At 60.8% G+C, this 24,664-nt stretch carries 24 protein-coding genes; 16 read left to right on the top strand and 8 right to left on the bottom strand.

What is annotated here, in order from left to right:
- Nucleotides 1–42 precede the first annotated feature (42 nt).
- Both AC27VU_RS02220 and AC27VU_RS02215 read left to right on the top strand, forming a co-directional pair.
- Nucleotides 43–288, top strand: a complete 246-nt coding sequence (locus AC27VU_RS02220; RefSeq protein WP_085696742.1) for a GlsB/YeaQ/YmgE family stress response membrane protein — start codon at nt 43–45, stop codon at nt 286–288.
- Nucleotides 289–379: 91 nt separating this feature from the next.
- The gene (locus AC27VU_RS02215) at nt 380–916 is read left to right on the top strand and encodes a DUF3299 domain-containing protein (RefSeq protein ID WP_103484631.1); all 537 of its coding nucleotides are present in this window, start codon (nt 380–382) and stop codon (nt 914–916) included.
- A 127-nt stretch (nt 917–1,043) separates the two neighbouring features.
- On the opposite strand, the gene AC27VU_RS02210 is transcribed toward AC27VU_RS02215, so the two are convergent.
- Both AC27VU_RS02210 and AC27VU_RS02205 read right to left on the bottom strand, forming a co-directional pair.
- Nucleotides 1,044–1,943, bottom strand: coding sequence for a D-hexose-6-phosphate mutarotase (locus tag AC27VU_RS02210; RefSeq protein WP_003229630.1), 900 nt, complete (start codon nt 1,941–1,943; stop codon nt 1,044–1,046).
- A 58-nt stretch (nt 1,944–2,001) separates the two neighbouring features.
- Entirely contained in the window at nt 2,002–2,406 is a 405-nt protein-coding gene (locus tag AC27VU_RS02205; protein ID WP_003229628.1) for an acyl-CoA thioesterase, read from the bottom strand.
- A gap of 378 nt (nt 2,407–2,784) precedes the next feature.
- Between AC27VU_RS02205 and AC27VU_RS02200 the strand changes: the two genes are divergently transcribed.
- The 8 genes from AC27VU_RS02200 to AC27VU_RS02165 all read left to right on the top strand — a co-directional run bounded on the left by AC27VU_RS02200 (nt 2,785) and on the right by AC27VU_RS02165 (nt 13,560).
- The gene (locus AC27VU_RS02200; RefSeq protein ID WP_262141226.1) at nt 2,785–4,083 is read left to right on the top strand and encodes an MFS transporter; all 1,299 of its coding nucleotides are present in this window, start codon (nt 2,785–2,787) and stop codon (nt 4,081–4,083) included.
- 255 nt (nt 4,084–4,338) lie between these two features.
- Nucleotides 4,339–5,343, top strand: a complete 1,005-nt coding sequence (locus tag AC27VU_RS02195) for a phosphate ABC transporter substrate-binding protein PstS (RefSeq protein ID WP_003229623.1) — start codon at nt 4,339–4,341, stop codon at nt 5,341–5,343.
- A 426-nt stretch (nt 5,344–5,769) separates the two neighbouring features.
- A complete protein-coding gene (locus tag AC27VU_RS02190; RefSeq protein WP_488723369.1) occupies nt 5,770–7,803 on the top strand; it encodes an ABC transporter permease subunit in 2,034 nt (677 codons plus the stop codon).
- A gap of 15 nt (nt 7,804–7,818) precedes the next feature.
- Nucleotides 7,819–9,489 (top strand): phosphate ABC transporter permease PstA, encoded by a 1,671-nt coding sequence (gene pstA, locus AC27VU_RS02185; RefSeq protein WP_003229620.1) that lies wholly within the window; start codon nt 7,819–7,821, stop codon nt 9,487–9,489.
- 161 nt (nt 9,490–9,650) lie between these two features.
- Nucleotides 9,651–10,484: a phosphate ABC transporter ATP-binding protein PstB gene (gene pstB / locus AC27VU_RS02180; protein ID WP_103484627.1), complete on the top strand. Its 834-nt coding sequence runs from the start codon at nt 9,651–9,653 to the stop codon at nt 10,482–10,484.
- A gap of 72 nt (nt 10,485–10,556) precedes the next feature.
- Nucleotides 10,557–11,318 carry a phosphate signaling complex protein PhoU gene (gene phoU, locus AC27VU_RS02175; RefSeq protein WP_003229617.1) on the top strand — a complete coding sequence of 254 codons (762 nt, stop codon included), beginning with the start codon at nt 10,557–10,559 and terminating at the stop codon, nt 11,316–11,318.
- A 178-nt stretch (nt 11,319–11,496) separates the two neighbouring features.
- Entirely contained in the window at nt 11,497–12,456 is a 960-nt protein-coding gene (locus tag AC27VU_RS02170) for a response regulator (protein ID WP_400499165.1), read from the top strand.
- Nucleotides 12,457–12,663: 207 nt separating this feature from the next.
- On the top strand, nt 12,664–13,560 hold the full coding sequence (locus AC27VU_RS02165; RefSeq protein ID WP_488723312.1) for a peptidoglycan DD-metalloendopeptidase family protein: 897 nt from the start codon (nt 12,664–12,666) through the stop codon (nt 13,558–13,560).
- Between the two features lie 171 nt (nt 13,561–13,731).
- On the opposite strand, the gene AC27VU_RS02160 is transcribed toward AC27VU_RS02165, so the two are convergent.
- The 3 genes from AC27VU_RS02160 to phoB all read right to left on the bottom strand — a co-directional run bounded on the left by AC27VU_RS02160 (nt 13,732) and on the right by phoB (nt 17,246).
- Nucleotides 13,732–15,072 (bottom strand): hemolysin family protein, encoded by a 1,341-nt coding sequence (locus tag AC27VU_RS02160; RefSeq protein WP_003229612.1) that lies wholly within the window; start codon nt 15,070–15,072, stop codon nt 13,732–13,734.
- Nucleotides 15,073–15,195: 123 nt separating this feature from the next.
- Nucleotides 15,196–16,482, bottom strand: coding sequence for a phosphate regulon sensor histidine kinase PhoR (phoR, locus tag AC27VU_RS02155; protein ID WP_207199136.1), 1,287 nt, complete (start codon nt 16,480–16,482; stop codon nt 15,196–15,198).
- A 74-nt stretch (nt 16,483–16,556) separates the two neighbouring features.
- Entirely contained in the window at nt 16,557–17,246 is a 690-nt protein-coding gene (gene phoB, locus AC27VU_RS02150) for a phosphate regulon transcriptional regulator PhoB (RefSeq protein ID WP_003229608.1), read from the bottom strand.
- A 151-nt stretch (nt 17,247–17,397) separates the two neighbouring features.
- On the opposite strand from phoB, the gene AC27VU_RS02145 reads away from it, so the two are divergent.
- Nucleotides 17,398–17,781: a COG4315 family predicted lipoprotein gene (locus tag AC27VU_RS02145; protein WP_201136221.1), complete on the top strand. Its 384-nt coding sequence runs from the start codon at nt 17,398–17,400 to the stop codon at nt 17,779–17,781.
- 109 nt (nt 17,782–17,890) lie between these two features.
- Here AC27VU_RS02145 and ubiA read toward each other — a convergent pair whose 3' ends face one another.
- Together ubiA and AC27VU_RS02135 are read right to left on the bottom strand one after the other, a co-directional pair.
- Complete coding sequence (ubiA, locus tag AC27VU_RS02140; protein ID WP_103483754.1) at nt 17,891–18,781, bottom strand: 4-hydroxybenzoate octaprenyltransferase; 891 nt, start codon at nt 18,779–18,781, stop codon at nt 17,891–17,893.
- On the bottom strand, nt 18,781–19,341 hold the full coding sequence (locus AC27VU_RS02135) for a chorismate--pyruvate lyase family protein (RefSeq protein WP_488723311.1): 561 nt from the start codon (nt 19,339–19,341) through the stop codon (nt 18,781–18,783). Before AC27VU_RS02135 ends, ubiA begins: the two co-directional genes overlap by 1 nt.
- 200 nt (nt 19,342–19,541) lie before the next feature.
- Between AC27VU_RS02135 and AC27VU_RS02130 the strand changes: the two genes are divergently transcribed.
- The 3 genes from AC27VU_RS02130 to AC27VU_RS02120 all read left to right on the top strand — a co-directional run bounded on the left by AC27VU_RS02130 (nt 19,542) and on the right by AC27VU_RS02120 (nt 21,344).
- Nucleotides 19,542–19,709, top strand: coding sequence for a rubredoxin (locus AC27VU_RS02130; RefSeq protein ID WP_003229600.1), 168 nt, complete (start codon nt 19,542–19,544; stop codon nt 19,707–19,709).
- 20 nt (nt 19,710–19,729) lie between these two features.
- Entirely contained in the window at nt 19,730–20,878 is a 1,149-nt protein-coding gene (locus AC27VU_RS02125) for an NAD(P)/FAD-dependent oxidoreductase (protein ID WP_488723310.1), read from the top strand.
- 190 nt (nt 20,879–21,068) lie between these two features.
- A complete protein-coding gene (locus AC27VU_RS02120; protein WP_003213368.1) occupies nt 21,069–21,344 on the top strand; it encodes an HU family DNA-binding protein in 276 nt (91 codons plus the stop codon).
- 96 nt (nt 21,345–21,440) lie between these two features.
- Here AC27VU_RS02120 and AC27VU_RS02115 read toward each other — a convergent pair whose 3' ends face one another.
- Entirely contained in the window at nt 21,441–21,797 is a 357-nt protein-coding gene (locus tag AC27VU_RS02115) for a hypothetical protein (RefSeq protein ID WP_488723309.1), read from the bottom strand.
- 753 nt (nt 21,798–22,550) lie between these two features.
- On the opposite strand from AC27VU_RS02115, the gene tssA reads away from it, so the two are divergent.
- Entirely contained in the window at nt 22,551–24,113 is a 1,563-nt protein-coding gene (gene tssA, locus AC27VU_RS02110; protein ID WP_226500761.1) for a type VI secretion system protein TssA, read from the top strand.
- 32 nt (nt 24,114–24,145) lie between these two features.
- The gene (gene tssB / locus AC27VU_RS02105; protein WP_003229587.1) at nt 24,146–24,649 is read left to right on the top strand and encodes a type VI secretion system contractile sheath small subunit; all 504 of its coding nucleotides are present in this window, start codon (nt 24,146–24,148) and stop codon (nt 24,647–24,649) included.
- Nucleotides 24,650–24,664: the final 15 nt, after the last annotated feature.

Here is a 24,664-nt window from a genome sequence, read left to right as displayed (position 1 = left end):
CTGACTAGGCTTTCGCATATCTACTATTCAGAGGGAAATGCCATGGGAATTATCGGAACCATCTTTATCGGCTTGATCGTCGGCCTGCTGGCACGCTTCCTGAAACCGGGCGATGACAGCATGGGCTGGATCATGACCATCCTGCTCGGTATCGGCGGTTCGCTGGCAGCCACCTACGGCGGCCAGGCCTTGGGCATCTATCAGGCAGGTCAGGGCGCAGGCTTCATTGGCGCACTGGTCGGCGCGATCATCCTGCTGGTGATCTACGGTCTGATCAAAAAGAACTGATCCAAAGCGACAAAGCCCTCTCTGCCAAACCGGTGGGGAGGGCTAGAATGCGCGGCGACTGTTCGTCCCTTCTTTTTTACCGAGCTCCTCCATGCGCCGCATTTTGTTGACTCTCCTTTTTCTGGGCAGCGGTTTGGCCCACGCCGGCGAACTGCCGGAAACCGACTGGCTGGAATTGATGCCCAAGTCGGACCAGAAAGCCCTCGAGGCCATGCCTGAAATCGATCACAACTCCCCGGAAGCCACCGGCACTTTCACCCAGAAGGGTGGCATGAAGCAGGCCAAGGGTTTGCCGGCGGTGATGTATTCGACCAAAACCGTGGCGGCGATGAACGACAAGCACATTCGTATCGGTGGTTATCCGGTGCCGCTGGAGTCCGATGCCAAGGGCCGCAGCACGGTGTTCTTCCTCGTGCCGTACCCGGGCGCTTGCATCCACGTGCCGCCACCGCCGCCGAACCAACTGGTGCTGGTGCGTTATCCCAAAGGCTTGAAGCTGGATGACATCTACACGCCGCTGTGGGTGACCGGTACGCTGAAGATCGAGAAGGTCAACAACGATCTGGCGGACGCGGCGTACGCGCTGGATGCGGACAAGGTGCGGGTGGTGCAGGAGTCCGATCTCTAAACACCTGGCGCAGAACCCAATGTGGGAGCGGGCTTGCTCGCGAATGCGGTGTATCAGACAGATTAATGTATCTGACACACCGCATTCGCGAGCAAGCCCGCTCCCACAGTTTGTTTTGCACCAGGGTTTAAAGCGGTTTGCTGCCGACGCTGACACCCATCGTATGGCTCACACCCGAGCCCAGCGTGACCACGTCATCCATCACATTCGCCGTCTCGATGCACAGCATGCGCTGCCAGCCATCGTTGTCCATGTCGCTGAACGCCGCTGCGCGGTCGATCCACGGGTTCCAGATCACCGCCGTGCGTGAGCCAGTGGCGGTCAGCACGATGCGCCGTTTCCAGGTCGGATCGACGATGCTCAGTTGCGGCGGAGCGTCGAGGTAGATGCGGTCGGTTTCCCCGGCGAAGCGCAGCTCGCCCTGCTGTTTGTGGGTATTCCAGTTGTCCAGAGTCTCGATGTAGTCCAGGCCGTCCACACCGTCGACGTGCACGTTGCGCACATCGCTGACCGCGAAGTAACTGTGCAGCGCCTGGCTGATGCTGACGCTTTCGGCGCCCCGGTTGTGGCTGGTCAGGCTGATGTGCAACTGATCATTCAGGTGCAGGGTCAGGGTCAGATCGACCTGGTGCGGCCAACCCGGGAAGCCACCTTCGGGGTAGGGCAGCTTGAACTCGACCTTGATGCCATCGTCCTCGGCTTCGATGCCGCCCAGTTGCCAATCCATCGCCCGGACGAAACCGTGGGACGCTGCCGGTTCTTCGCTGACGCGCATGGCTTGCACGCTTTGCGGGTTGCGATCAAACACACCGAACCACGGCCAGCACACCGGCACACCGGCGCGGATGCTCTTGCCGGTCTTGAACAGCGCCTTGTCGTTGAGCCAGATGATCGGCGGCTGACCGTCAACCTGATAACTGAGGATGTGCGCGCCTTGCTGGGCCACCAGCACTTCGGCCTGACCGTGGCGGATGCGCCAGCAGTTCAGTTCATCCAGTTTCACGGCTTCAACGTTGGGCGTGTTCATGGGACAGCTCTCGATCAGACACTTGGGACGACTATCGACCGCAAAACCGCGGCGAGGTTTAACGCGCGCGTGGCGGTACCGAACGGGTACGACCGCTGCCGTCGATGGCGACGAAGACGAACACCGCTTCGGTCACTTTACGCCACTCGCTGGACAGCGGATCGTCGCTCCACACCTCGACCATCATCTGGATCGAGCTGCGGCCGATTTCCAGGGTCTGGGTGTAAAAGGACAATTGCGCGCCCACCGCCACGGGCACCAGGAACGCCATGCGGTCGATGGCCACGGTCGCCACACGGCCACCGGCAACCCGGCTGGCCATCGCAGTGCCGGCCAGATCCATCTGCGCCACCAGCCAGCCGCCGAAAATATCGCCAAAGCCGTTGGTTTCGCGGGGGAGTGCGGTAATTTGCAGGGCCAGGTCGCCTTGCGGGATCGGATCTTCTTGTTCGAGCTCTATCATGCCGGGGGTGCCTCTGACCCGTGACTCTTCTTTGGTATTGCTGGTGGTAGCCGTCTTCGGGAAAAACGATTCAGCACCGAACATACTGCGTTCGTCACGTTTTCCATAAGGCAACTAAAGGGGAAACTCTGCGAAACCGGCTGATCCCGTTCAAAGGCCGGGCCAACGACGTTTTCGCACAGCAACCCCCTACAAACCGGAGCAAGGTTGCGAGTATATCGGTCGGTAGACTCCGCGACGACCATCGGGTTCTGATTTTGACCGTCAAATACGCGCCTCTATGTGCTTTTTCGAACAATTTGCTATGGTGCCGAACCTGCCGAAGCCACAGCCAGCGTTGTTGTGGCGGCGGATCCGACTATAAGAGAAGCCCTTGCCATGACCACAGCGCCTTCGAGCCTCGCGCAGCCCGAGCAACCTGCACGCCCCCTGACCCGCAATGACTACAAGACTCTGTCGCTATCGGCCCTGGGCGGTGCGCTGGAGTTTTACGACTTCATCATCTTCGTGTTCTTCGCCACCGTGGTCGGCAAGCTGTTTTTCCCGGCCGACATGCCCGAGTGGCTGCGCCTGATGCAGACCTTCGGCATTTTCGCCGCCGGTTACCTGGCGCGGCCGCTGGGCGGCATCGTCATGGCGCACTTCGGCGACCTGCTGGGACGCAAGAAGATGTTCACCCTGAGCATTTTCATGATGGCCGTGCCGACCCTGATCATGGGCCTGCTGCCAACCTACGCGCAGATCGGTATGTGGGCGCCGATCCTGCTGCTGTTGATGCGGGTGATCCAGGGCGCGGCGATTGGTGGTGAGGTGCCGGGGGCGTGGGTCTTCGTTTCCGAACACGTGCCGCAAAAGCACATCGGCTACGCCTGCGGCACCCTGACCAGCGGCCTGACGGCGGGCATCCTGCTCGGCTCTCTGGTCGCTACGGCAATCAACAGCATTTATACGCCGGGGGAAGTCGCGGATTACGCCTGGCGCATCCCGTTCCTGCTCGGTGGTGTATTCGGTCTGTTCTCGGTGTATCTGCGTCGCTGGCTGCACGAGACCCCGGTGTTCGCCGAGCTGCAACTGCGCAAGGCGCTGGCCGAAGAAGTGCCGCTGCGCGCGGTGCTGCGTGACCATCGCGGGGCGATTGCGATCTCGATGCTGCTGACCTGGCTGCTGTCCGCCGGGATCGTCGTGGTGATCCTGATGACCCCGACCGTGCTGCAGACGGTCTATCACTTTTCGCCGACGATTGCGTTGCAATCGAACAGCCTGGCGATCGTGTTCCTCAGCGTCGGCTGCATCATCTCCGGTGCCCTGGCGGATCGTTTCGGCGCCGGCCGGGTGTTTGTCTTCGGTTCGCTGGGCTTGCTGATCAGTTCCTGGACCTTCTATCACAGCCTCGCTGATCACCCGAACTGGCTGTTCCCGCTGTATGCGCTGACCGGTCTGCTGGTCGGCACCATCGGTGCGGTGCCATACGTGATGGTCAAGGCGTTCCCGCCGGTAGTGCGCTTCAGTGGGCTGTCGTTCTCGTACAACGTGGCATACGCGATCTTCGGTGGCCTGACGCCAATGGTGGTCAGCCTGCTGCTTAAAGAAAGTGCGATGGGCCCGGCTTACTATGTGGCTGTCCTTTGCACGATGGGGATTCTGGTGGGGGCGTGGCTCTGGAAGAAGGGGCGCTGAAAATCTTCACCTGTGGGAGCGGGCTTGCTCGCGAATGCGTTGTGTCAGTCTGCATATGAATAGGCTGACACGGCCTCTTCGCGAGCAAGCCCGCTCCCACATTAGTTCTGTGTTGTTCTCTGAGATCTTCGAATCATCCTGCAAAACCCCGATACTGGCCTTTCATCCAATTGTCATATTTCAGCCATAGAGTGTTCACACGGCCTGCTGATACTTGGCCCCGACTTAACACCCCCTATCTGCTAGGAGTAAGGCATGAAACTGAAGCGTTTGATGGCGGCAATGACTTTTGTCGCTGCTGGCGTTGCGACTGCCCACGCGGTAGCCGCTGGCGTTGACCCGTCAATTCCGGCTTACACCAAAGTCACCGGTGTCTCGGGCAACCTGTCCAGCGTTGGTTCCGACACTCTGGCCAACCTCATGACCCTGTGGGCTGAGAACTACAAGAAAGAATACCCGAACGTAAACATCCAGATTCAGGCCGCTGGCTCCGCCACCGCGCCACCTGCGCTGACTGAAGGCACCTCCAACCTGGGCCCGATGAGCCGCAAGATGAAGGACACCGAACTGGCGGCCTTCGAGCAGAAATACGGCTACAAGCCAACCGCAATCCCGGTTGCCGTGGACGCCCTGGCGGTGTTCGTGCACAAGGACAACCCGATCCAGCACCTGACCATGGAACAGGTTGACGCGATCTTCTCGTCCACCCGTCTGTGCGGCGCCAAAGCCGACGTGAAAACCTGGGGCGACCTGGGCGTAACCGGCGACCTGGCCAACAAGCCAGTGCAACTGTTCGGCCGTAACTCGGTATCCGGTACCTACGGCTACTTCAAGGAAGAAGCCCTGTGCAAAGGCGACTACAAGCCTAACGTCAACGAACAGCCAGGTTCGGCGTCGGTCGTGCAGTCGATCAGCTCCTCGCTGAACGGCATCGGTTACTCGGGCATCGGCTACAAGACCGCCAGCGTGAAAACCGTTGCTCTGTCGAAGAAAGGCAGCACTGACTTCATCGAAGACACCGAAGAAAACGCCCTGAACGGCAAGTACCCGCTGTCGCGCTTCCTCTACGTTTACGTGAACAAGGCCCCGAACAAGCCTCTGGCCCCGCTGGAAGCCGAGTTCGTGAAACTGGTTCTGTCCAAGCAGGGCCAGGAAGTTGTGGTGAAAGACGGCTACATCCCACTGCCGGCCAAGGTTGCTGCAAAAGCACTGGCTGACCTGGGTCTGCAGGAAGGCGGCGCTGAAGTCGCAAAGAAGTAACAAATTGAGTCAGGGGTGAACCCCGCCTGACTCAAGTGTGGGGCCCGGCCCGCAAGCGGCCGGCTCCCACACCCTCCGAATTTTTCTATCCACTGCCAGTACCCCGCTGGCGGCGGATTTGGTGCGTCACTGCATTGTCATCTTTCTGTCATACAGGATCGCTAGGGTGTGCGCATGAATGATCTGGCCAATTCCCCAATGACTACGACTTCCCCTCCCAAGCGCATTGATTTCAATACGCCTGAGCTGCAACGCAAGCGCCGCATTCGCGCGCTCAAGGATCGCTTCACCCGCTGGTACGTCCTCGTCGGCGGCCTCGCCGTGCTGGCAGCCATCACCCTGATCTTCTTCTTTCTCGCCTACGTCGTTGCACCGTTGTTCCACGGCGCCAGCCTGACCGCGAAGGATGCCATTACCCCGGCCTGGATGCAGGACGCCGGCAAGCCGCTGATGATTTCGCTCGAAGAGCAGAATCAGGTGGCGATGCGCGTTTCCGACAAGGGCCAGGCGCTGTTTTTCGACATCGACAGTGGCGCTGAATTGAAGCGCGTCGATCTGCCGGTTCCTGCCGGCGCCAGCGTAACCTCCATCGGTGAAGACCAGCCAGGTCATCCACTGGTCGCCGTGGGCCTGTCCAACGGTCAGGCGCTGGTGTTCCGTCACACCTATAAAGTCAGCTACCCCGATGGCAAGAAAACCATCACTCCGGCCATCGAATACCCGTATGGCGAAGCGCCGATCGCGGTGAACGAGGGCGGCGGGGCGCTGGAGCACGTCAGCCTCAACGCGACCGATTCGACCCTGATGCTGGTGGGTTCGACCGGTTCGCAGCTCAATGTGCTGGCGCTGACCAGCGAAGAAAACATGATGACCGGCGAAGTCACCAACGAGCAGAAGCGTATCGAGCTGCCGCAGATGACCGAGCCGGTGAAGAACATCTTCGTCGACCCGCGCCAGCAATGGCTGTACGTGGTCAACGGGCGGGCGCAGGCCGACGTGTTCAGCCTGCGCGACAAGAGCCTCAACGGTCGCTACAAACTGCTGGAAAACGCCGACGCCCAAGTCACGGCGTCGACCCAACTGGTGGGCGGTATCTCGCTGATCATCGGTGATTCCACGGGTGGTCTGGCCCAATGGTTCATGGCTCGCGATACCGATGGCGAGTTGCGTCTGAAGCAGATCCGCACCTTCCAGATGGGCACTGCGCCGATCGTTGAAATCACTGCCGAAGAGCGTCGCAAGGGCTTCGTTGCCCTTGATGCCAGCGGCAAGCTCGGCGTGTTCCACAGCACCGCGCACCGCACCCTGCTGGTCGATCCGGTGGTCGAGGGTCAGGGCCTGTTCGGTCTGTCGCCGCGTGCCAACCGGGTGATCGTCGAGGCCGGCGGCAAGCTGCAACCGCTGCTGCTCGACAACCCGCACCCGGAAGTATCGTGGAGCGCGTTGTGGAGCAAGGTCTGGTACGAAAACTACGACGAGCCTAAATACGTCTGGCAATCGACTGCGGCCAATACCGATTTCGAACCGAAACTGAGCCTCTCGCCACTGACCTTCGGCACCCTGAAAGCCGCTTTCTACGCAATGTTGCTGGCCGCACCGCTGGCGGTTGCCGCAGCGATCTACACCGCGTACTTCATGGCCCCGGGCATGCGCCGCAAGGTCAAACCGGTGATCGAGCTGATGGAGGCGATGCCGACGGTGATCCTCGGTTTCTTCGCCGGTCTGTTCCTCGCGCCGTATGTGGAAGGGCATCTGCCGGGCATCTTCAGCCTGCTGATGCTGCTGCCGATCGGCATTCTGGTCGCCGGTTTTACCTTCAGTCGTCTGCCTGAGTCGATCCGCCTGAAAGTCCCGGATGGCTGGGAAAGTGCGCTGCTGATTCCGGTGATCCTGTTTGTCGGTTGGTTGTCGCTGTACATGAGCCCGTACATGGAGAACTGGTTCTTTGGCGGTGACATGCGCATGTGGATCTCCCACGACCTGGGCATCACCTACGACCAGCGCAACGCTCTGGTGGTTGGTCTGGCGATGGGTTTTGCGGTGATCCCGAACATCTACTCGATCGCCGAAGACGCCGTGTTCAGCGTGCCGCGTGGTTTGACCCTCGGCTCCCTGGCACTTGGTGCCACACCGTGGCAGACCATGACCCGCGTGGTGATCCTCACCGCCAGCCCGGGCATTTTCTCGGCACTGATGATCGGCATGGGCCGTGCGGTCGGGGAAACCATGATCGTGCTGATGGCTACGGGTAACACCCCGGTCATGGAAATGAACCTGTTCGAAGGCCTGCGCACCCTGGCCGCCAACGTCGCGGTGGAAATGCCCGAGTCGGAAGTCGGCGGCAGCCACTACCGCGTGCTGTTCCTCTCGGCGCTGGTGCTGCTGTTGTTCACCTTCGTCATGAACACCCTGGCAGAACTGATTCGTCAGCGTCTGCGCAAGAAATACTCGTCGCTTTAAGAAAGGTAGAAGTCTGTGAAACAGAACTCCCTGAATGGATGGTTCAAGAGCGGCGCCCCGGGCGTCTGGATCAGCGGTGGCGCGGTGTCCATCGCGGTCATCATGACCATTGGCCTGCTGGCGGTGATTGCCGTGCGCGGTCTGGGTCACTTCTGGCCGGCGGACCTGATCCATGCCAGCTACGACGTACCGGGCCAGGCCAATCACCTGGTCATCGGCGAAGTGGTACAGAAAGAAGAAGTGCCGCGTGCACGCCTGAAAAGCGCCGGCCTGCCGGTGCCTGATCAGGGCCCGGAATTCATGACCCGCGAGCTGATCAAGGTCGGCAACCGTGACCTGAACGGCAACGACTTCACCTGGGTGGTCGGCGAGTGGCTGACCAACCAGACCACGCCGCCGGAACTGATGGCGATCGAGCGTCGCGAGTGGGGCAACTTCTACGGCTACCTGGTCAACGTCAAACAGGACGGCAAGGTGATCGCCGAAGGCGAAGCGGCCTGGCCTGAGCTGCAAGCGCGGATCGACCGCGTGAACAAGCTCGCCGCGCAGCTCAAGTCGCTGGAAAAGACTGATATCGGGGCGATCAACGCAGGCCTGGAACGCATCCGTCTGCACGGTCGCAAACTGGAACTCGACGGCAAGCTCGACGCCACCGCGCAAGCGGACATGGACGCCGAGCGTGCCGAGCTGAACGCGCGTTATCAGGACATCGAAGCGCGTCTGGCGGATCTGCATGCGCAGTTCAACCGCGACGCTTTGACCGCTCGCGATGCCAACGGCAAAGAGATCGAAATCGGCCTGGGCAAAGTCGTTCACGCCTATCAGCCGAACGCGATGAGCACCTTCACCAAGGTCGGTTTCTACTTCAGCAAGATCTGGGAATTCCTCTCGGATGACCCGCGTGAAGCGAACACCGAAGGCGGCATCTTCCCGGCGATTTTCGGCACCGTGATGATGACCCTGATCATGGCAATGATCGTGACTCCGTTCGGCGTACTGGCGGCGGTGTACCTGCGCGAATACGCCAAGCAGAACACCCTGACCCGGATCATCCGGATCGCGGTGAACAACCTCGCCGGTGTTCCGGCGATTGTCTACGGCGTGTTCGGTCTGGGCTTCTTTGTTTATGTGTTGGGTGGTTCGGTCGACCGTCTGTTCTTCCCGGAAGCACTGCCGGCACCGACCTTCGGTACACCGGGCCTGCTCTGGGCGTCGCTGACTCTGGCGCTGCTGGCGGTGCCGGTGGTGATCGTGGCGACCGAGGAAGGTCTGGCGCGTATTCCGCGTACCGTCCGTGAGGGCTCGCTGGCCCTTGGTGCGACCAAGGCGGAAACCCTGTGGAAGATCGTTATTCCGATGGCCAGCCCGGCGATGATGACCGGCATGATCCTCGCCGTGGCCCGTGCCGCCGGTGAAGTGGCGCCGCTGATGCTGGTGGGTGTGGTGAAACTGGCGCCGTCGCTGCCAGTGGACGGCAACTACCCGTACCTGCACCTGGACCAGAAGATCATGCACCTGGGCTTCCACATCTATGACGTCGGCTTCCAGAGCCCGAACGTCGAAGCGGCACGGCCACTGGTGTACGCCACGGCGCTGCTGCTGGTGCTGGTGATCGCGATCCTCAACCTGTCGGCGGTGTGGATTCGTAACCACCTGCGCGAGAAGTACAAGGCTTTGGACAGTTGATATCCCTGTGGGAGCGGGCTTGCTCGCGAAAGCGGTGGGTCAGGCGACATTGATGTTGAGTGTGCCGGCCTCTTCGCGAGCAAGCCCGCTCCCACCCTAGATTGAGTACAGCCGCACCAAGCGGCTAACCGAACCGAATTTGTTAGCACAGGGAGCCTCCCATGCAGCACGAAACACCTACCCACGGCATCAACATGTCGGCCCTGGGGCGCGACAAGCAGAGCCTGAATCTCGAGCAGGAAACCGTGGCCATCGAAGTACCGGGCCTGAGCCTGTACTACGGCGACAAGCAAGCCCTGTTCGACGTCAGCATGAACATCCCGAAACAGCGCGTGACCGCGTTCATCGGCCCGTCCGGCTGCGGCAAGTCCACGCTGCTGCGCACCTTCAACCGCATGAACGATCTGGTTGACGGCTGCCGTGTCGAAGGCGCGATCAACCTGTACGGCAACAACATCTACCGCAAGGGCGAAGACGTCGCCGAACTGCGTCGTCGCGTCGGCATGGTGTTCCAGAAGCCCAACCCGTTCCCCAAGACCATCTACGAAAACGTGGTCTACGGTCTGCGCATCCAGGGCATCAACAAGAAGCGCATCCTCGACGAAGCGGTCGAGTGGGCGTTGAAAGGCGCGGCGCTGTGGGACGAAGTCAAAGACCGTCTGCACGACTCGGCACTTGGCCTGTCCGGCGGTCAGCAGCAGCGTCTGGTGATTGCCCGCACCATCGCCGTTGAACCGGAAGTGTTGCTGCTCGACGAACCGTGCTCGGCCCTCGACCCGATCTCGACCCTGAAAGTCGAAGAGCTGATCTACGAGCTGAAGTCCAAGTTCACCATCGTCATCGTCACCCACAACATGCAGCAGGCCGCGCGGGTTTCCGACTACACGGCGTTCATGTACATGGGCAAACTGGTGGAATTCGGCGACACCGACACCCTGTTTACCAATCCGGCGAAGAAGCAGACCGAAGACTACATCACCGGTCGTTACGGCTAGCAGACGCTGGTTGTCGCTCACTGAATTGACTGCGGCCCGCCGCACCTTACCGGACGCTCCAAGGACGCCAACATGATTAGTAAAGAAGGCCTTACCCACCACATTTCCGCGCAGTTCAACGCTGAACTGGAAGAAGTGCGCAGCCACCTGCTGGCCATGGGCGGGCTGGTCGAGAAGCAGGTCAACGACGCGGTCACCGCGCTGATCGAGGCCGACTCCGGTCTGGCCCAGCAGGTGCGCGAGATCGACGACCAGATCAATCAGATGGAACGCAACATCGACGAAGAATGCCTGCGCATTCTCGCCCGTCGTCAGCCAGCGGCGTCCGACCTGCGTCTGATCATCAGCATCTCCAAGTCGGTGATCGACCTGGAGCGCATCGGCGACGAAGCGACCAAAATCGCCCGTCGCGCCATTCAGCTGTGCGAAGAAGGCGAAGCGCCGCGCGGTTACGTCGAAGTGCGTCACATCGGCGACCAAGTGCGCAACATGGTCCGTGATGCGCTGGACGCGTTTGCACGTTTCGACGCCGATCTGGCCCTGTCGGTGGCGCAGTACGACAAAGTCATCGACCGCGAATACAAGACCGCGCTGCGTGAACTGGCCACCTACATGATGGAAGACCCGCGCTCTATCTCGCGGGTTCTGAGCATTATCTGGGTCCTGCGTTCGCTGGAGCGGATCGGCGACCACGCGCGCAACATCTCGGAACTGGTGATCTACCTGGTGCGCGGCACCGACGTGCGTCATCTGGGCCTCAAGCGCATGAAGGAAGAAGTTGAGGGCACAAGCGGCGAAACCGCTAATGTTCCGGGCAATGCTGACGATAAGTAAGATTGCCTGAGAAAAGCGCCCGGCCCTTTGGCCGGGCGTTTTTGTTTGGGCGCTTGAATCAGGAAACCGAATTAAAAAGCAGCACCCGCGAACGAAAAGTCCCGGCGTGACTGAAGATTGTTGGCAATGTGCCATCAGCAAAGCGGTATGCTTGCCGGGATTTTTATAGGGGTGTTGGATGAGCAAGATCAGTGTGTTGGTCGTGGACGACGCTTCGTTCATTCGCGACCTGGTGAAAAAGTGCCTGCGTAACTACTTCCCGGGGATTCGTACCGAGGACGCCATCAACGGCAAAAAGGCCCAGGCGATGCTGGCCAGGGAAGCGTTCGACCTGGTGCTGTGCGACTGGGAAATGCCGGAAATGTCCGGCCTGGAACTGCTGACCTGGTGCCGCGAGCAGGACAACCTCAAGACCATGCCGTTCATCATGGTCACCAGCCGTGGCGACAAGGAAAACGTGGTGCAGGCGATTCAGGCTGGCGTTACCGGCTACGTCAGCAAGCCATTCACCAACGAACAGCTGCTGACCAAGGTCAAGCAGGCGCTGAACAAGGTTGGCAAGCTCGATACCCTGATGAACAGCGCGCCGACCAAGATGAACTCGGCGTTCGGCAACGACTCCCTGAGCGCGTTGACCGGCGGCAAGCCTGCCGTGGTCGGTACTGCGCCGGCGGCCGCTGCTGCGGTGAATCCGTTCGCCAAGCCTGCTGTTGTCGCGCCAGCGCCAGCCGCTGCGCCGTCCCGTGGTTTGCTCAACAGCCCGCCGGTGCAGGCACCGGCTGCCTCGAAAGCGCCGGCCGGTGGTCGTGGCCAGGGCCAGTTGCGCCTGCCGAGCGGCACCCAGCAATGTGTGATCAAGGCCCTGAGCATCAAGGAAGCGCTGTTGGTGGTGAAACGCACCGACACCCTGCCACAGATCCTCGACAGCGCCGTGCTCGACCTGGAGCAGGGCGACAACGCCGAAATCGCCCGCCTCAATGGCTACCTGCACGCTGTCGTCGCACACGAGCCGAAGCCGGACAGCGAATGGCTGCAACTGACTTTCCGCTTCGTCGATCAGGACGCGCAGAAGCTCGATTACATCTCCCGCCTGATCGCCCGCGGCACGGCGCAGAAGCACTTCGTTCCGGGCGCTTGATCCTCGTCGCCTGACACACCGCCTTCGCGAGCAAGCCCGCTCCCACTTTGAGATGCATTCCAAGGTGGGAGCGGGCTTGCTCGCGAAGGGGTCATCACTGACGACGTCCATTTTCCAGACGGCCCAATTTGAAACATCTGTCGACTAGCCTGGTCTGTCTCAGCTGCTAGGCTCTTTTCCAGGCCTTACTCGACAGAACCTTTGCCCATGCTCGCGCGCCTGCTGTTTTTCTGTGGTCTTTTCCTGGCCTCCACCTCGACTGTGGCCATGACCATCTACAAATCCACCGATGCCAACGGCGTGGTCTCGTACAGCGACCGGCCGAGCAAAGGCTCGCAGGTGTTCGTGTTTCAGGACCGCATGGTCGAGCACCTCGAGCGGCAGGTGTACCTCGATATCAAGAAGCAGAAGGGCACCGACGTGGTATTCGTGCGCAATGACCTGTATGCGCCGGTCGAGGTGGCGCTGGCGTTCACCGGCATGAGCAATGTGCGTGGTGCCCCGGCGCAAACGATCCGCCGGGTGCTGCCGGCGCGCAGCAATACCCGGTTGGCACTGCTGACGGCGATTAGCGGCAGCCAGCCGCTGGTGTATACGCCGCAGTTCCAGTACTCGCTGGGCGACCCCGCTGGCGCCGCGCAGAGCTATCGCTATCCGTTGCCTTGGCGGGGCGGGCCGTTCCGTCTGAGTCAGGGCGCCAACGGCCAGTACAGCCACTACGGGCCGAAGAACAAGTACGCGATGGACATCGCCATGCCGGTGGGTACACCGATCATTGCCGCGCGGGCCGGGGTGGTGGTGAAAACCGAAAACTCACAGAGCGGACGCGGCAATGATGCGTCCGGCAATTTCGTCCGGGTGCTGCATGACGACGGCACCATGGGCGTGTACCTGCATCTCAAGCAAGGTTCGGTGAGCGTACGTGAGGGGCAGCGAGTGGCGGTCGGCAGCCCGCTGGCGCTGTCCGGCAACACCGGCAACAGCAGCGGCCCGCACCTGCACTTTGTGGTGCAGCGCAATACGGGGCAGGGGCTGGTGTCGATTCCGTATCAGTTCAACCAGCCGCTGGGGGCGCTGCCCAACTTTGCGTTGGGCAAACAGTAAAGGCAGTGGAGCTCAACTGTGGCGAGGGAGCTTGCTCCCGCTGGGCTGAGAAGCGGCCCCAAAACCCTGAAACCGCGTTCGATCAGACACACCTTGCACACGGTTCTGCGACTGCTGCGCAGCCGAGCGGGAGCAAGCTCCCTCGCCACAAAAGCTGTCCTGCAATCGCGATCAATCCAGCATCAACACCTTCGCCAGCACAATCTTCGGCCCTTTCATCTTCTTGATGATGATTCGCAGGCCTTCGACTTCCAGCACTTCTTCCTCTTCCGGCACCCGTTTCAGGGTTTCGTAAACGAGGCCAGCCAGGGTTTCGGCTTCGATGTGGTCCAGGTCGATCCCCAACAGGCGCTCAACCTTGAACAGCGGCGTATCGCCACGCACCAGCAGCTTGCCCGGCTGATACGCGAGGATCCCGCGCTCGGCCTTGCGGTGTTCGTCCTGAATGTCGCCGACCAGCACTTCCAGCACGTCTTCCATGGTCAGGTAGCCGATGATGTTGCCGTCGGCCTCTTCAACCACGGCGAAGTGCGAGCCGCCCTTGCGGAACTGCTCCAGCAGCTGCGACAGCGGCATGTGCCGCGACACGCGCTCCAGCGGACGGGTCAGTTCAGCCAGGTTGAACGACTCCGGAATGTGGTCCAGCGCCGCCAGTTCCAGCAGCAGGTCCTTGATGTGCAGCAGGCCGACGAACTCCTGGCGCTCGCTGTCGTACACCGGGTACCGGCTGAACTTGTGGCGACGGAACATCGCCAGAATTTCTTTCAGCGGCGCGTTGAATTCGAGGGTGATCAGGTCTTCGCGGGAGTTGGCCCAGTCGACCACTTCCAGTTCGCCCATCTCCACCGCCGAGGCCAGCACGCGCATGCCTTGGTCGCTCGGATCCTGACCACGGCTGGAGTGCAGGATCAGTTTCAGTTCTTCGCGGCTGTAATGGTGTTCGTGGTGCGGGCCGGGTTCGCCCTGGCCGGCAATCCGCAGAATCGCGTTGGCGCTGGCATTGAGCAGGTAGATCGCCGGGTACATCGCCCAGTAGAACAGGTACAGCGGCACCGCCGTCCACAGCGACAGCAGCTCGGGTTTGCGGATCGCCCACGACTTGGGCGCCAGCTCACCGACGACGATGTGCAGGTAGGAAATGATGAAGAACGCGGTGAAGAACGAAATGCCCTTGACCACTTCCGGTGACTGCACGCCGACCGCGCTCAGCAGCGGTTCGAGAATGTGCGCGAACGCCGGCTCACCGACCCAGCCGAGGCCGAGGGAGGCGAGGGTGATACCGAGCTGACACGCCGAGAGGTACGCATCGAGCTGACTGTGCACGGTGCGCAGGATGTGCCCGCGCCAGCCGTTCTTGTCAGCGATGGCCTCGACCCGGGTCGAGCGCAGTTTGACCATGGCAAATTCCGCCGCAACGAAAAAGCCGTTGAGCAAAACCAGGATCAGAGCGAAAAGAATCATGCCGAAATCGGCGAAAATCGTAGCGAGGGACAAGCCAGGGGAAGGGTCCATGATGGAGTTTTGCAGGTTCCGTGTGATTCGTAAGAGAGAAGAAATCGCGCCTGAAAGGCAGACGCAAGTCAGCCAATGTAGCGGCTGACATGGCGATTGCCTAGTGGCGCGTGCTGGCCGGTATCACTCGGCGGCGCTGATGGCCCGTGCCTGGGCCACCTGGGCCGGGGCGAAATGGCAGGTGAACGTGCTGCCATGACCGGGCACGCTGCTGATCTCCATTCGCGCGCGGTGGCGCAGCAACACGTGTTTGACGATCGCCAGGCCCAGCCCGGTGCCGCCAGTGTTGGAGTTGCGGCTGGAATCGACGCGGTAGAAGCGTTCGGTCAGGCGCGGCAGGTGTTTGCTGTCGATACCGATCCCGGAATCCTGCACGCTCAGGTGCGCGCCTTGCTCGTCGCCCCACCAGCGAATGCGGATGTTGCCCTCGGCCGGGGTGTACTTCACCGCGTTGAACACCAGGTTGGAGAAGGCGCTGCGCAGTTCCGCCTCGCTGCCCTTGAGCAGGATGCGCGCATCGGCTTCGAGGGTGATTTTCTGGTTCTTCTGCCCGGACAACTGCTGGGCGTCGCTCTTGATTGACTGCAGCAGGGCGTCGATCTGCACTGGCTGGTTGTCCGACGGGTAATCGGTGGCTTCCAGTTTCGCCAACAGCAGCAGGTCGTTGAGCAGCGTCTGCATGCGTCCGCCCTGTTGCTGCATCTGCTGCAGGGCGCGGCTCCAGCGCGGGTTCACTTCCTCGACGTTGTCGAGCAGGGTTTCCAGGTAGCCGCAGATCACTGTCAGCGGTGTGCGCAGTTCGTGGGAGACGTTGGCGATGAAGTCTTTGCGCATCTGTTCCAACTGATGGATGCGCGTAACGTCGCGCACCAGCATCAAGTGTTCGTTGTTGCCGTAGCGCGTCAGGTACAGCTGAATGCGCACGCGATCATTGGTCGGCGAAGGGATTTCCAGCGGCTCGGCGTAGCTTTCCTGCTCGAAGTATTCCTTGAAACGCGGATGCCGTACCAGGTTGGTCACCGGTTGGCCGCTGTCCTGCGGGGTCTTGAGGCCGAGCAGGGTTTCCGCGGCGCGGTTCCACCATTCCAGGTTGCCGTCGCTGTCGAGCATGATCACTGCGTCTTTGAGCGCGGCGGTGGACTCCTGCACCCGGTCGATCACCGCTTGCAGGCGCCCGCGTACCCGTTGATCGCGGCGTTGCAGGTGGTAGATGCTGTCGAACACCTCGCCCCACAGGCCATAGCCGTCGGGCGGTGCTTCGTCGGGTTGGTGCAGGCGCAACCATTCGTGCAGACGCAGCAGTTGCTTGAGCGTCCAGGCCAGGTAAATCCCCAGGCCTGCTGCGAGGCTCCAGCCGTAGTAGCCGGTGATCAGGCCGATCACCAGACACGCTGTGACCAGCAACAGCATGTGGCGAATCAGGGTGCCATGCCAGTTTTGATTCACGGAAAATACGGTCCTTGTCAGCGAGTCTGGCGGTCGGATCAGGCCTTGGTGGAAAACCGGTAGCCGGTGCCGCGCACGGTTTGTACCAGATTTTCGTAGGCGTCGCCGAGGGCCTTGCGCAGGCGGCGGATGTGCACGTCGACGGTGCGCTCTTCAACATAGACGTTGCCGCCCCAGACCTGATCCAGCAACTGTCCGCGCGTGTAGGCGCGTTCCTGGTGGGTCATGAAGAATTGCAGCAGACGGTATTCGGTCGGGCCCATCTCGGCCGGACGGCCGTCGATGGTCACGCGGTGGCTGATCGGGTCGAGCAGCAGGCCGCCGACTTCGATCGGCGCTTCGCCATCGGTCGGACCGGCGCGGCGCAGTACAGCCTTGAGGCGGGCGACCAGTTCGCGTGGGGAAAACGGTTTGGTGATGTAGTCGTCGGCGCCGACTTCAAGACCCTGGATCTTGTTGTCCTCTTCGCCCTTGGCGGTGAGCATGATGATCGGGATGTCCCCGGTCAGCTCGTCACGCTTGAGGCGGCGGGCCAGTTCGATGCCGGAGGTGCCTGGCAGCATCCAGTCGAGCAGGATCAGGTCCGGTTTGCGGTCAACGATGATGGCGTGTGCCTGCTGCGAGTTCTCCGCCTCGAGGCAGTCATAGCCGGCCATTTCCAACGCAACGGCGATCATTTCGCGAATGGGCGCTTCGTCGTCGACGATCAGAATGCTCCTGCCAACCATGCCTTAATCCTCTTGTCATTTAACTGTCTTGCGCCGCATTAGATAACGGAATTATTGCAGTCGTGTGACAGTATTTTAGTCGCCCGGCGGTTGGCGCGATCCTGGACTAAGCTCTAAGTCCGAATCCTGACAACCACAAAAGAAGGTTTCCATGACACAAATGACTGCTTCTTTCAAAGCTCTGCTGCTGGCTGCTGCCGTTGCTTTACCGACCATGGCGTTTGCTGCTGAGCCAGCGATGGAGAAGGACGGCATGTTTACCGATCACAAGGGCATGACCCTGTACACGTTCGCCAAAGACTCGGCGGGCAAGTCCATGTGCAACGACAAGTGCGCAGCGAACTGGCCACCGCTGATGGCTACGTCCGGCGACAAGTCCATGGGCGACTGGACCGTGATCAAGCGTGACGACGGCAAGATGCAATGGGCCTACGAGGGCAAACCGCTGTACACCTTCGTGATGGACAAGAAGGCCGGTGACATGACCGGTGAGGGCAAAATGGACGGCGCCTGGCACGTCGCCAAAGCCAAGTAAACGCAGACCCCTTGTAGGAGTGAGCCTGCTCGCGATGACGGTGTATCAGTTAACAGCAATGTGGCTGATACACCGTCATCGCGAGCAGGCTCACTCCTACAGGTTGTGTTTAGCGCAATGCATAATCCAGCACGATCCCGACAAAAATCGCCAACCCGGCCCAGTGGTTGTGCAAAAACGCCTTGAAGCAACGCATGCGGTCGCGATCACGGGTGTACCAGAACTCCCACGCATAGCATCCAGCGGCCACCAACAGGCCGAGATGGAACCAGATGCCCAGCTCGAACTTCGACCCGGCCAGCAACAGGCAACCCAGCGACAGCGCCTGCAACGTCAGGATGATCACCCGATCCGCATCGCCGAACAGAATCGCCGTGGATTTCACGCCGATCTTCAGGTCGTCGTCACGATCAGTCATCGCGTAATACGTGTCATAACCCACCGTCCACAGCAGGTTCGCTATCCACAGCAGCCACGCGGCGGCGGGCACCGCGCCGGTCTCGGCGGTGAACGCCATCGGCATGCCCCAGGAAAACGCCGCGCCCAGCACCACTTGCGGGTAATAGGTGTAGCGCTTCATGAATGGGTAGGTGAACGCCAGTGCCAGACCGCCCAGCGACAGCCAGATCGTCGGCGCGTTGGTGCACAGCACCAGCAGGAAGCTCACGCCCATCAGCAGCGCGAAGAACACCAGCGCCTCTTTCGAACTGATCTTGCCGCTGGCCAGAGGGCGTTGCGCGGTACGTTTGACGTGGCCATCGACCTTGCGGTCGGCCCAGTCGTTGATCACGCAGCCACCAGCACGGGTCAGCACCACGCCGAGGACAAAAATCGCGATGTTGGCCAGCGATGGCGAACCCTTGCCGGCAATCCACAGTGCCCACAGCGTCGGCCACAGCAGCAGGTAAATGCCGATCGGCTTGTCCATGCGCGTCAGTTGAATGAAATCCCAGGCGCGCGGGTTCAAGCGGTTCAAGGACTTGAGCAGGCTCTGGTACATCAGCAGTTCTCCGGATGGGCGCGGGCGGCGTTCCACAGGGTCGGCAGGAAAATCTCCGCCACCAGTACGCTCAAGGCGCCACGGTCGAAACGCGAGCGCCGGCCCCACAGCTCGGGGGCGCGGCAGGCTGGCGGCAACCAGTCCTGCGGGTAGTGACAGACCTCAATGGCGCGGCGCTGGAAGGCGTGGTCGCAAAACAGCAGTTCGCCCAGCGAGCGGCTGCCGAGTTCGTCCATGTGCAAGCCGTCGCCTTGCAGGGCGGCGCGTGAAGCCACGCTGCGGGCGAACACCCAGGCTTCGCCGTGACCGCGCAAATACACCTCGCGCACCCAGCCTTCGCTGCCTTCGGCCAGATCCAGTGCTGCGCATTCGTCGCTGCGCAGGGTGTCCCAGCCTTCGAACAACGGCGTGACGCTGAAGCCGTCATTCGACAGCCGCGTCAGACGGCGGGTCAGTGAGCCTTCGTCGAACAACCAGTCCAGGGTCAACGAATCGGGAAGGGGCGTCAGTCGGCTTTGAGTCAGCCAGAGCGGGGCCGGGCAGGCATTTGAATGTTGCACAATGAGTCATTATTGGCCGCAAATGAGGCGGCGAGCTTAACATGGCGTGCTGCGAATTTGATGGATCCGGGTCGCCGTTGCGCCGAACAGGCTTGCATCTGCCCGGCACCCTCAGTACAAAACGCCCTGAGCCGGATGGCAGCGCTCCCACCATCGACCGTCCGCGCCGACAAAAGCCTGAATCCTGAGGAAGTACCTGAATGAAAAAGTGGCAATGCATCGTCTGCGGCCTGATCTACAACGAAGCTGACGGTTGGCCGGATGACGGCATCGCGCCGGGCACCCTGTGGCAGGACGTGCCGGAAGACTGGCTGTGCCCGGACTGCGGCGTGGGCAAGTCGGACTTCGAAATGATCGAAATCAACTGAGAAAAACCAAGGAGTAAGGCATGAACGCACCTGTCGTAATCGTCGGCACCGGGCTTGCGGGTTATAACCTGGCCCGGGAGTTTCGCAAACTCGATGGCGAAACTCCGCTGCTGCTGATTACCGCCGATGACGGGCGCTCTTACTCCAAGCCGATGCTTTCCACCGGTTTCGGCAAGAACAAGGACGCCGATGGCCTGAGCATGGCCGAACCCGGCGCCATAGCCGAGCAGTTGAAGGCCGAAGTGCGCACCCACACGCGCATCAGCGGCATCGACGCCGGCCACAAGCGCCTGTGGATCGGAGAAGAAGCGGTGTACTACCGCGACCTGATCCTCGCCTGGGGCGCAGAAACCGTGCGTGTGCCGATCGAGGGTGATGGCTCCGAGCTGGTATTCCCGATCAACGATCTCGAAGACTATGCGCGCTTTCGTGCCGCCGCTGCGGGCAAACGCCGCGTATTGCTGCTGGGGGCGGGCCTGATCGGCTGCGAATTCGCCAATGACCTGATCCTCGGTGGTTACGAGGTGCAACTGGTGGCGCCGTGCGAGCAAGTGATGCCGATGCTGCTGCACCCGGCTGCTGCGGCCGCCGTGCAGGCCGGGCTGGTAAGCCTGGGCGCGCGTTTTCACCTCGGCCCGGTGCTGACCCGCCTGCAAAAAGTCGCAGACGGGCTGGAAGCGCATCTGTCCGACGGGCAGGTGATTGCCTGCGATGTGGTGGTGTCGGCCATTGGCCTGCGCCCGCGCATCGATCTGGCCGCGGCGGCCGGAGTGCAGGTAAATCGCGGTGTCGTAGTCGACCGCTACCTGAAGACTTCCCACGCCAATATCTACGCCTTGGGCGACTGCGCCGAGGTCGATGGGCTGAATCTGTTGTACGTGATGCCCCTCATGAGCTGTGCGCGTGCGCTGGCACAAACCCTGGCGGGCAATCCGACGGCCGTGAGTTACGGCCCGATGCCGATCACGGTGAAAACTCCGGTGTGCCCGTTGGTCGTTTCGCCACCGCCACGGGGCAGCGAAGGCGTCTGGACCGTCGAAGGGCAGGGGGCCGACATCAAGGCCCTGTGCCACAGTGCCAATGGTCAGTTGCTCGGTTACGCGCTGACCGGCGCGGCAGTGATGGAAAAACTTGCTCTGAACAAACAGCTTCCGGCCCTGCTGGCGTAAATACCGGTCGTTCTGTCGGAATCACCCCGCTTTTGCCCCTACAAAGGTCGCGGGGAGACTGGCGCCGCCGGTATCCGCGTGCCATTCTCACTCCCGTCTGCCGCAGAGTAGAGCCTGCGGCGCCTTGGGCGCTGTTCCAACGAGAACAGCACGGACATAACAACAAAAAACCGTCAAAGGGGCTTCACTAATGCGTAAACCAGAACTCGCCGCTGCAATCGCTGAAAAAGCGGATCTGACCAAAGAACAGGCCAACCGCGTTCTCAACGCCGTCCTCGAAGAAATCACCGGCGCTCTGCACCGCAAGGACAGCGTCACGCTGGTGGGCTTCGGCACCTTCCTGCAACGCCACCGCGGCGCCCGCACCGGCAAGAACCCGCAAACCGGTGAGCCGGTGAAGATCAAGGCCAGCAACACCGTGGCATTCAAGCCAGGCAAGTCGTTGAAAGACAGCGTCAATCCTTAAATTGCGGCGAACTCCCTGAGTAGCGGGGAGAACTGCAATAAAAAATGGGCACACCGATTGCGGTCGGGTGCCCATTTTTTGTGGCCGTAAATCGGCTTATTGACGCCGGAAGCAGGCCTTGCCGTTGCCGAAATCCACGGCCAGACAGTTCGGTTCGATCGCCAGTTGCAGATCCTGAAACAGGCCGGACAAATCGCTGTCCGACGCCTGTTTGGTATCGCTCTTCAGCGTCACGGTGTTGTTTTGCATCTGCCAGGTGCCTTTGGCAAAGCCGTCTGCGCTGCCATACGACACGCCGGCGTGAAACGTGCCGTCCTTGCGCAGCAGCAATTCGGCGCCCATTTCCATTGCACCGGTCAGATAGTAATGACCGTCCAGTGGCGGGGTGTCTGCAGAGGCTTGAGTGACGGGAAGCCATAGCAGTGCTGCGAACAACAGGGGGTTCAATTCCATGAGGTAAAGCTCCTTGGCGGCTCCGGGTTCAGGAGCCGAATGAGATGCAGGCTCCGGACCGTGGCTCAACAGTCGGCCGGCCTGGTTGACATTGCCGGGCGAAAAGAATTTACCAAGGCAAGCTGGCAACGTGGGAAATAAAACGATGTAAGAATTATCCCTGACATTTGTCAGAGTATTTTCGGCGTGGAAGTGTTGCGTAAGTGGTGGAAAATGACTGTTGGACCGCACTTCGATAATTATTGAGTTGGCACTGAAGTACAGCATTCACGAGATGAATAAAGTTTCAGAAAAATGAATTGCCATCAAATTGATGGCACTTTTTTTGTTGAGCGTTGTCGCCGCTGAATTGTTTGTAATTCCAGCGGGTTTTCGGAAAAATCCTACTTCTATTTTTTTCGAGAGTTGTCATGCTGGCCCCCGTGTAATAGGACGGATGTTCGACGCGATTCGCGCAGGCTGGACCGGGCCGCTCTGGATCAAGGGTTCTGAGGGCGCAGGGCAAATGTTCTCAATATAATTCGCCATCAGGGAATCCCCTGCCACATATAGGGCGATCTCCTACACGGCCCAATGAACACTTCGTCTTGTTGTTTAACCAGATGCTTGCTAGTGGCCATCATAGTGATTACGATGCGCCCACTTGAAAGAGCACATCTCAATTGGATGAGTCGCTTCACCGCTCTTCGATACTGTCCCGCGCCGTGGCAACTCCAATAGGCGCATGACTGTAATCCTAATTAAAGGCCATGGATGTCCTACTCAAGCAAACTTTCCGCCCATTACCTCGAACTCGCAAAAGTCTCTGTTTCCAAAGAGAATTTCGCGGGCGAAGACGTTCGTTTTTCGAGCGAATTCGAGGCGCTGGAAAGCGAGCTGGCCAAGGCTTCGTCGATGCACGAAAGCGGGCAGATCGACTGGCTGAAAATCCGTGAAAACAGCGAAAATCTGCTGCGTACCCAATCCAAGGATTTGCGCGTCGGCGCCTGGCTGACCTGGTCGTTGTACCAGCGTGAATCCTTCCCCGGGCTGCTGGCCGGCCTCGGTCTGCTGCACCATCTGTCGGAAAATCACTGGGCCGACGTTCACCCGCTCAAACCACGCACCCGTGCCGCCGCCATCGGCTGGCTGGTGCCGCGTCTGGAGCAGGTGCTCACCGAAAACATCGCGATCAAGGAACAGCTGCCGATGTTCCGGCAGTTGTCCGAGCATCTAGCCGGCCTCGATGCCGCGTGCACCGAGCACTTGGGCGATGACGCGCCGCTGTTGCTGCCGCTCTCGCGTCGCTTGAAAACCATGATCCAGCGCGCCGCCGACAACCAGCCGGCCCCCGGTGTGGTGGGCGCAGCGGTGGCGCAGGTCAAGCAGGCCGCGAGCCAGTTGCTGACCCCCGGCGCACCGATCGACAACGAAAAAGACGCTTACAAGGCCCTGCGCGCCCAGCAGGAAAGCGCGCGTCCGTTGTGTGCCTGGTGGCTCAAGCAGAAGGCCACCGACCTGCGCGCCCTGCGTCTGAACCGCACTTTGCTCTGGCTGCCGATCGACGCGGTGCCTGAGCGCAATGCCGAGCAGATCACCGTGCTGCGCGGTCTGCCTGTCGACAAGCTCAAGCAGTATCAGGATCGCTTCGATCAGGGCAAATACGCCGACCTGCTGGTGGAACTGGAGGCGAGCCTGGCGAAGGCGCCGTTCTGGTTCGATGGTCAGAGGATGGTCTGGGAATGTCTCCAGAACCTCAACGCCGAGATGGCAATGCGCGAAGTGGAAATCCACTTCGCGCTTTTGGTTCAGCGCCTGCCCGGCATCATCGAATGTCGTTTCCATGACGGCGCGCCGTTTGCCGATCCGTCCACCCGGGCGTGGATCGCCGGCAATGTCATGCCGCACCTGCAAAGCGCCAGTGCGCCGCGCAAGGTCGAAACCGACGCCGTCGAAACCCAGCCGGCCTGGGAAAAGGCCCTGCAGGAAGTGCTGCCGCTGCTGCGCAAGGAAGGCTTGAAGCCTGCCGTGCAAATCCTCAAGCAGGGGCTGCAATCGGCCCACGGTGGCCGCGAGCGGTTTTTCTGGCAGTTCGCCCTCGCGCGACTGTGCTTCATGGCCAAGAAGTACGAACTGGCCAAGAACCAGCTGGAAACCCTCGATCAGACATTACAGGACTCAGGCCTGCACGCCTGGGAGCCCGATCTTGCATTGGAAGTGCTGCACCTGCTGCACAGTTGCTGCGAGTTGTTGCCGCAGAACCATGCAGTGCGTGAACGCAAGGAAGAGATTTATCGCAGGCTGTGCCACCTCGATCTTGAAGTGGTACTCGAATAGGCCCCAGGGCCACAACCGCAAGGAGAAAAGCCATGGCCAAAGAAGGCTCGGTAGCCCCCAAGGAACGCATCAACGTCACCTTCAAACCCGCCACCGGCGGTGCTCAGGAAGAGATTGAACTGCCGCTGAAGCTGCTGGCAATCGGTGACTACACCCACCGCAAGGACGATCGCAAAATCGAAGATCGCAAGCCGATCAGCATCGACAAGATGACCTTCGACGAAGTGTTGGCCAAGCAAGAACTGGGTCTGACGCTGAGCGTGCCGAACCGTCTGCAGGAAGATGGCGAGGCCGACGAGCTGGCTGTGCAACTGCGCGTCAATTCGATGAAGGACTTCAACCCGGCCAGCCTGGTCGAGCAAGTGCCTGAGCTGAAAAAACTGATGGAACTGCGCGATGCGCTGGTGGCCCTCAAAGGCCCGCTGGGTAACGCACCTGCGTTCCGTAAAGCGATCGAAGGCGTGCTCGCCGACGACGAATCCCGCGGTCGCGTACTCGGTGAGCTGGGCCTGAACGCCGCAGCCCCGGACGCCTGAGACTCCAGCCAAGGA

The organism is Pseudomonas sp. 14P5.3.2 (assembly GCF_057799175.1).
Note: the sequence above shows the minus strand (reverse complement) of the source record. Positions and strands in the feature narration are given on the sequence as shown.

Bases quoted from the DNA above. Each gene is read 5' to 3' on its own strand.
- AC27VU_RS02145 (WP_201136221.1), top strand. From the start codon at position 17,398: ATGACACAAATGACTGCTTCTTTCAAAGCTCTGCTGCTGGCTGCTGCC.
- phoR (WP_207199136.1), bottom strand. From the start codon at position 16,482: ATGCTGTTGCTGGTCACAGCGTGTCTGGTGATCGGCCTGATCACCGGC.
- AC27VU_RS02205 (WP_003229628.1), bottom strand. From the start codon at position 2,406: ATGATAGAGCTCGAACAAGAAGATCCGATCCCGCAAGGCGACCTGGCC.
- AC27VU_RS02125 (WP_488723310.1), top strand. From the start codon at position 19,730: ATGAACGCACCTGTCGTAATCGTCGGCACCGGGCTTGCGGGTTATAAC.
- AC27VU_RS02200 (WP_262141226.1), top strand. From the start codon at position 2,785: ATGACCACAGCGCCTTCGAGCCTCGCGCAGCCCGAGCAACCTGCACGC.
- AC27VU_RS02160 (WP_003229612.1), bottom strand. From the start codon at position 15,072: ATGGACCCTTCCCCTGGCTTGTCCCTCGCTACGATTTTCGCCGATTTC.
- tssA (WP_226500761.1), top strand. From the start codon at position 22,551: ATGTCCTACTCAAGCAAACTTTCCGCCCATTACCTCGAACTCGCAAAA.
- AC27VU_RS02130 (WP_003229600.1), top strand. From the start codon at position 19,542: ATGAAAAAGTGGCAATGCATCGTCTGCGGCCTGATCTACAACGAAGCT.
- AC27VU_RS02170 (WP_400499165.1), top strand. From the start codon at position 11,497: ATGAGCAAGATCAGTGTGTTGGTCGTGGACGACGCTTCGTTCATTCGC.
- AC27VU_RS02215 (WP_103484631.1), top strand. From the start codon at position 380: ATGCGCCGCATTTTGTTGACTCTCCTTTTTCTGGGCAGCGGTTTGGCC.
- phoB (WP_003229608.1), bottom strand. From the start codon at position 17,246: ATGGTTGGCAGGAGCATTCTGATCGTCGACGACGAAGCGCCCATTCGC.
- tssB (WP_003229587.1), top strand. From the start codon at position 24,146: ATGGCCAAAGAAGGCTCGGTAGCCCCCAAGGAACGCATCAACGTCACC.
- pstB (WP_103484627.1), top strand. From the start codon at position 9,651: ATGCAGCACGAAACACCTACCCACGGCATCAACATGTCGGCCCTGGGG.
- AC27VU_RS02190 (WP_488723369.1), top strand. From the start codon at position 5,770: ATGCAGGACGCCGGCAAGCCGCTGATGATTTCGCTCGAAGAGCAGAAT.
- AC27VU_RS02120 (WP_003213368.1), top strand. From the start codon at position 21,069: ATGCGTAAACCAGAACTCGCCGCTGCAATCGCTGAAAAAGCGGATCTG.
- phoU (WP_003229617.1), top strand. From the start codon at position 10,557: ATGATTAGTAAAGAAGGCCTTACCCACCACATTTCCGCGCAGTTCAAC.
- AC27VU_RS02195 (WP_003229623.1), top strand. From the start codon at position 4,339: ATGAAACTGAAGCGTTTGATGGCGGCAATGACTTTTGTCGCTGCTGGC.
- AC27VU_RS02220 (WP_085696742.1), top strand. From the start codon at position 43: ATGGGAATTATCGGAACCATCTTTATCGGCTTGATCGTCGGCCTGCTG.
- AC27VU_RS02210 (WP_003229630.1), bottom strand. From the start codon at position 1,943: ATGAACACGCCCAACGTTGAAGCCGTGAAACTGGATGAACTGAACTGC.
- AC27VU_RS02165 (WP_488723312.1), top strand. From the start codon at position 12,664: ATGCTCGCGCGCCTGCTGTTTTTCTGTGGTCTTTTCCTGGCCTCCACC.
- ubiA (WP_103483754.1), bottom strand. From the start codon at position 18,781: ATGTACCAGAGCCTGCTCAAGTCCTTGAACCGCTTGAACCCGCGCGCC.
- AC27VU_RS02115 (WP_488723309.1), bottom strand. From the start codon at position 21,797: ATGGAATTGAACCCCCTGTTGTTCGCAGCACTGCTATGGCTTCCCGTC.